The sequence below is a fragment of the Phormidium sp. CCY1219 genome, assembly GCF_055795085.1.
The window spans coordinates 1-5386 of the sequence record NZ_JAYFEQ010000887.1 but is presented as its reverse complement, the minus strand read 5'-3'; the positions used below and the strand labels follow the sequence as shown (position 1 = coordinate 5386).

Here is a 5386-nt window from a genome sequence, read left to right as displayed (position 1 = left end):
CAAAAATTTAACAAAAAAACCGGGTTGCTCAGTGGCGGGGATGGGGTAAAATAGCTGTACTGTCCTGACCTAGTGCGTGGCGATGGATGAACAACAAGTGCAGTCTTATCTCTCCCTGATTCAAGAACTCCTTACCTTTGCCAAGCGGCTGCTGGGGAATGAATGTCTTTTGAAATGATGAGGTGATGGTAGATGCAAGGTATTAATATACAAATTCCCATCGAATTAATTGAGCAAGGTGAGACGGCAGTTTTGGAACAAATTGCCATGCAACTTTATGAAAATAAGATATTTACCTTTAGTCAAGCCCGTCGGTTGTTGAATTATTCCGTGTGGGAGTTTCAAAAACTGTTGGGAGAAAATCATGTTGTTCGGCAATACGACCAAGATGATTTAGCAGAGGATATCGAAGCGATTCAATCAGGATTGTGGGATGGTTAAAGTGATTTATAATGCTACTGATTAATTTTGCAAGTATTAATCGCTTAGATATATTAAAATCCCTGTTTGCTGAAATAGTCATTCCCCAAGCGGTTTACTCGGAAACCGTTGAATCAGGATTTCCTAACTCGGAAACCATTGTTAATGGAATTGAAGCGGCTTGGCTTAAAGTTAAGTCGGTGCAGGAGATGCCAGAATCCATCCCTTTAGAATTAGATGCTGGGGAAAGGGAGGTGATTGCTTTAGCACTGAGCGAATAAACAACTAGGGTTGTATTGGATGAAAAAAGAGCCAGAAAAGTGGCTCAATCTTTAAAATTGAATGTGATTGGCACTTTAGGAATTTTGATTTTAGCCAAACAAAACCAGATTATCCCCAAGGTGAAACCCCTATTGGATGCAATGATGACAGAAGCCCAATACTGGGTGAATGAATCTCTGTATGACAATGTTTTGCAAGCTGTTTCTGAGGATGAAATCGAGTAGGGTGGGCGACTCTCCCGATTACTCTCGGTGGGGGAAAAGAAACCAAGTTTCTAGCAGCATCTGGTATTTCTTCACAAAAATTCAACAAAGAAACCCGGTTTCTCAGTTATGGGGATGGGGTAAAATGGGGATACTATCCTGAAGCTGTTGCATCATGCTAACCACCGAAACTGAAATCTTAGCAATTCTGCGTAACCTCCCCCAACCCGCCCTGGAAGAAGCTAAAATATTCTTAGACTTTTTAGCTTGGCGGTATCAAAACACCTCACCCAAAGGAGCAACGTTAATCGCAAATCTGCGGGGAAAAGCCACAGGGGATATGACCACTGATGAGATTCTGAATTTAACGCGGGGTGAGGAATGACGGATTTCCTCGTAGATAGTAATGTGATTCTGGATGTATTAACTGAAGATTCCCATTGGTTTGACGGGTCAGCCGCTCAACTAGCTGATTGCGCCGAAACTGGAACACTGCATATCAACCCTATTATTTATGCAGAAGTATCCATTGGTTTTAAAGATGTAACGGAAGTGGAATCGGTATTATCTTCTAGCTTTTTTCAGAGAGACGGATTACGGGAAAATAGCGGGAGCATGAAAGCCTCCATCTTTTAAGTGGGGGATGAAATGCGACACGAGCAGTTTTAACCGCCGTGATGTTAATTTCTTTCCCTTGTCAATTTAGCTTTAAGTGCGCTAAACTAAGTTTATTCTGTCAAACCTAGCGTAAATGTTTGTCTTAGAATTTAAGGTTAAAGCTAAAACAAAACAATATCAAGCTATAGACGATGCTATCCGCACCGCTCAATTCATCCGTAACAAATGCTTAAGGTATTGGATGGACAACAAAGGTGTGGGCAAGTACGACCTATCGGCTTATTGTCGGGTTTTAGCGCACGACTTTAATTTTGCTGGTGAGTTAAATTCCCAAGCTAGAATAAAATCTCTATTGTGATCCAGGAAATCACCATGGATATTAGGCAATTGATTGATTTCGCTGACCGGGTTAATTTATGAGGAGAAATAGTCATGAAAGGAATTCAATTTGTGGTGAATGAAGCCGGAGAAAAACAGGCAGTATTAATTGATTTGGCTGAGTGGGGTGAGTTATGGGAAGATTTCTATGATGTGTTGGTGGCTCATGCTCGTGAGCAGGAGGAGGAGGTGTCTTGGGATGAGTTAAAACAAGACATCCAGGCAGAAGCGAATGGCAAATGAAGGGTATGCTGTCCGGTTTAAGAAGTCGGCGGCTAAGGAACTGCGATCGCTCGATATCAATCTCCAGTCACGCATCGGGGAGGCGATCGATGGCCTGAGTCTTGATCCCCGTCCGCCGGGAGTGGTCAAGTTGAAGGGGGACGATAATCTCTATCGAATTCGCAGCGGTGATTATCGTGTGGTTTATGAAATTGATGATTCCGAAAAAGTGGTTCGGATTGTGCGCGTGAGGCATCGTCGGGATGTCTATCGGAGTTGATTTAAGGATGCCGATTAGTCTCCAGTCACAAGGGGATGGCAGGCGGGAAAAGAAACCGGGTTTCCAGCAGCATCTCGGTTTCTTAACAAAAATTTAACAAAGAAACCCGGTTTCTCAGTCGCGGGGATGGGGTAAAATCGGGATGGTATCCCCTACCCGGTGTGTGGCTATGGATGAACAAAGATCGCAGGCTTGTCTCTCCCTGATTCAAGAACTCCTCGAATGTCCTAGTGGGGAGGAACCGCAAATCCTCAACCGTCATCTGGAGTTGCTGGATGAGGGGTTTGTGCAGGTGTGCGAGTTGGTAGCGGCACAGTTGCAGGAGGAGGGACAAGACAACCAAGCGCAGTTTGTGGGGAATGTGGCGCAGGAGGTGGGGGAATATTTCAACAGTCAAACATCTGGACTAGCCACGAGTGAGGGTCAAGCTAAGGCGAAAAATTACTGATTTTGAGGTAAGAGCAAGATTATGAGCATAGTGATTTCCGAAGACATTGTTAAAGCTAGTGGACTCTCTGAACAAGAGTTGATTATCGAGTTGGTATTATTGCTGTTTCAGCAAGAAAAAATTAGCTTGGGTAAGGCAGCAGAGTTACTGAATATCTCTCAGTTTAGATTCCAGAAAATTCTATCAGAGAGGGGCATCAATATTCATTACGATTTGGAGGAATTGCAGGAGGATATACAGCATTTAACGGCTAAGGGATGGCTATGATTGTTGTGAGTGATACTTCTCCGTTAAGTGGGTTGGCGATCGTCGGTTATCTTGGATTATTAGAACAACTCTACGGACAGGTATTGATTCCTTCGGGGGTTTGGCATGAATTACAGCGAGGAGGAGAAGATGACCCGCGCATCACAGATGTGTTGGGTCTTGATTGGATTGAGGTTCGCCAACCCACTAATCAACAACTGGTAAATGTTTTACAAACTGAACGTCCTCTAGTCGAGGAGAATCAGAGGCGATCGCGTTGGCATTGGAAGTGAATGCAGAAGAATTATTGATTGATGAACGGTTAGGACGAAGGCAAGCGATTGATTTGGGGTTGTCGATTACGGGATTATTGGGAATTTTGTTAGTAGCAAAGCGTCGGGGTTTGATTACTCAGATTAGACCGATTATGGATAGTTTAATCTTGGAGGCTAATTTTCGGATTAGCCCAAATTTATATAGAGAGGTTTTAGCGGCTGCTGGGGAATGATAAAGTGATAAAAAGCTGCCTTTGGGGTGGGGGAAAAGAAACCGGGTTTCTAGCAGCATCTGGTGTTTCTTCACAAAAATTTAACAAAGAAACCCGGTTTCTCAGTCGCGGTGATAGGGTAAAATCCGGGTGGTATCCCCTACCCGATCTGTGGCTATGGATGAACACAGAGTGCAAGCCTATCTCTCCCTGATTCAAGAACTCCTTACCTGTCCGGGTGGAGAGAACAAATCCTCAACCGTCATCTGGAGTTGCTGGATCAGAGGTTGGTGCAGGTGTGCGAGTTGGTGGTAGCTAATCTGTAGGGGGTTTAATGGTTGCGGTATATTTAGATGTGTGTTGTCTCAATCGCCCTTTTGATGACTGGGCGCAGGAACGGGTTCGGCTAGAGGGGGACTCAGTTTTAACGATTCTGGAACGAGTTCGCACGGGAGAATGGCAACTCATTTCGAGTGAAGCGATCACAGTGGAACTGGAAAAAATGCGAAATCTGGAGAAAAAAACTAGCATCCTTAGTCTTTTGGCGTTAGCAACCCAGATGCAAGAAATTAATCCGACGGTGGAGGAACGTTCACAACAATTAGAACAGTTTGGGTTTGGACTGTTCGATTCTTTTCATCTGGCTTGTGCTGAAGCGGCTGGGGCAGATATTTTTCTTTCTACAGACGATCGCCTGCTCAAAACCGCTCGCAGGTACGCATCTAAATTAAAGGTTGCTATTAGCAATCCAGTGGTGTGGCTGATTCAGGTTTTACAGGAGTAATAATTAAGGAGTTATGGATAATGAATGCAGTAGAGCTAAGAGAAAAAGGCTATCAGATTTTAGTCAATCATTTGGGACAGTCTGATGCAATTCGCTTTTTGCAACAAATGGGTTGGGGTCAGGGAGATTATACCCAGGAACGGCGTGATGTTTTAGAGTCGGTGACGCGGGAGGAGTTTTTGGAGGATTTACGGAAAATCAGAAGTCTTCAGTAACCGGGTTTCTCAGTGGCGGGGATGGGGTAAAATTCGGGTGGGGTGGACCGAGGCTTCACTGAACCGACACCACCGAACCAAGACTCACCGGAGGCAGAACCATGTCGAGTTGGCGTAAGAGATGGCAAAATCTATGGCCGAGGCTAAACACGCCTTTATTCACCTCCCAGCCTCAGCCCACCAGAACCTCCAACCCTCAAGTCAATGCCATCCGCGAAGAATATTTAGCAATTTGGTTGGAAATTGTGAAAGCCGAAATCGATAGTGGCAGCAACCTTCAATTTGTCTATCGCATTTTCCAAAAATACCAAGACCAACTCGACCTCGATTTTGCCGAAACCCTCCGCCAATGGCTTCACTCCCAACTCGACCCCGATGATATTGAGAAGAATAAAGCCTTAGCCGCCATCCTTTATAATTTCGCCCTTGATATTCAGCAATTCCCATTAGGCAGTCGAGCCAATAATCTGGAAATTGCCATTGTTGCCTACCAAGCCGCCTTAGAAGTCTACACCCGCACCGCCTTTCCCGAAGATTGGGCAACGACTCAAAATAACGTGGGGAATGCCTACTTATACCGCATCCGGGGAGAGCGAGCCGACAATATCGAGGAGGCGATTCGCCGCTACCAAGCCGCCTTAGAAGTCCGCACCCGCACCGCCTTTCCCTATGAGTGGGCAGGGACTCAAAATAACTTGGCGGCTGCCTACCGTAACCGCATCTGGGGAGAGCGAGCGGACAATATCGAGGAGGCGATTCACTGCTACCAAGCCGCCTTAGAAGTCCACACCCGCAGCGCCTTT

General features: G+C 45.4%; 12 protein-coding genes and 2 pseudogenes. All 14 read left to right on the top strand.

The genetic code is table 11. The annotated features are described in order from the left end of the window. The first annotated feature begins 192 nt into the window (after positions 1-192). Positions 193-441, top strand: coding sequence for a UPF0175 family protein (locus AC0QH1_RS29165; protein ID WP_324634951.1), 249 nt, complete (start codon positions 193-195; stop codon positions 439-441). Between the two features lie 11 nt (positions 442-452). Next, positions 453-926 (top strand): annotated as a pseudogene (locus tag AC0QH1_RS29160) (PIN domain-containing protein). 154 nt (positions 927-1080) lie between these two features. Then, positions 1081-1290, top strand: a complete 210-nt coding sequence (locus tag AC0QH1_RS29155; protein WP_068789508.1) for a transcriptional regulator — start codon at positions 1081-1083, stop codon at positions 1288-1290. Then, positions 1287-1541: a type II toxin-antitoxin system VapC family toxin gene (locus AC0QH1_RS29150; RefSeq protein ID WP_324634948.1), complete on the top strand. Its 255-nt coding sequence runs from the start codon at positions 1287-1289 to the stop codon at positions 1539-1541. The genes AC0QH1_RS29155 and AC0QH1_RS29150 overlap by 4 nt, the downstream gene beginning before the upstream one ends. Before the next feature lie 115 nt (positions 1542-1656). Continuing rightward, positions 1657-1881 (top strand): hypothetical protein, encoded by a 225-nt coding sequence (locus tag AC0QH1_RS29145; RefSeq protein WP_324634947.1) that lies wholly within the window; start codon positions 1657-1659, stop codon positions 1879-1881. Between the two features lie 74 nt (positions 1882-1955). Then, positions 1956-2144, top strand: coding sequence for a hypothetical protein (locus tag AC0QH1_RS29140; protein WP_324634946.1), 189 nt, complete (start codon positions 1956-1958; stop codon positions 2142-2144). Beyond that, on the top strand, positions 2134-2403 hold the full coding sequence (locus AC0QH1_RS29135) for a type II toxin-antitoxin system RelE family toxin (RefSeq protein WP_324634945.1): 270 nt from the start codon (positions 2134-2136) through the stop codon (positions 2401-2403). The genes AC0QH1_RS29140 and AC0QH1_RS29135 overlap by 11 nt, the downstream gene beginning before the upstream one ends. A gap of 169 nt (positions 2404-2572) precedes the next feature. Beyond that, entirely contained in the window at positions 2573-2851 is a 279-nt protein-coding gene (locus tag AC0QH1_RS29130; RefSeq protein WP_324634944.1) for a hypothetical protein, read from the top strand. Between the two features lie 21 nt (positions 2852-2872). Then, positions 2873-3118 carry a UPF0175 family protein gene (locus tag AC0QH1_RS29125; protein ID WP_283762873.1) on the top strand — a complete coding sequence of 82 codons (246 nt, stop codon included), beginning with the start codon at positions 2873-2875 and terminating at the stop codon, positions 3116-3118. 5 nt (positions 3119-3123) lie between these two features. Then, positions 3124-3390 (top strand): PIN domain-containing protein, encoded by a 267-nt coding sequence (locus tag AC0QH1_RS29120; protein WP_324634943.1) that lies wholly within the window; start codon positions 3124-3126, stop codon positions 3388-3390. Next, a complete protein-coding gene (locus tag AC0QH1_RS29115; protein ID WP_324634942.1) occupies positions 3387-3605 on the top strand; it encodes a PIN domain-containing protein in 219 nt (72 codons plus the stop codon). The genes AC0QH1_RS29120 and AC0QH1_RS29115 overlap by 4 nt, the downstream gene beginning before the upstream one ends. Before the next feature lie 313 nt (positions 3606-3918). Beyond that, on the top strand, positions 3919-4368 hold the full coding sequence (locus AC0QH1_RS29110) for a PIN domain-containing protein (protein WP_324634941.1): 450 nt from the start codon (positions 3919-3921) through the stop codon (positions 4366-4368). 17 nt (positions 4369-4385) lie between these two features. Beyond that, a complete protein-coding gene (locus tag AC0QH1_RS29105) occupies positions 4386-4583 on the top strand; it encodes a hypothetical protein (RefSeq protein WP_324634952.1) in 198 nt (65 codons plus the stop codon). 101 nt (positions 4584-4684) lie between these two features. Then, positions 4685-5386 (top strand): annotated as a pseudogene (locus tag AC0QH1_RS29100) (CHAT domain-containing protein); the annotation flags it as partial.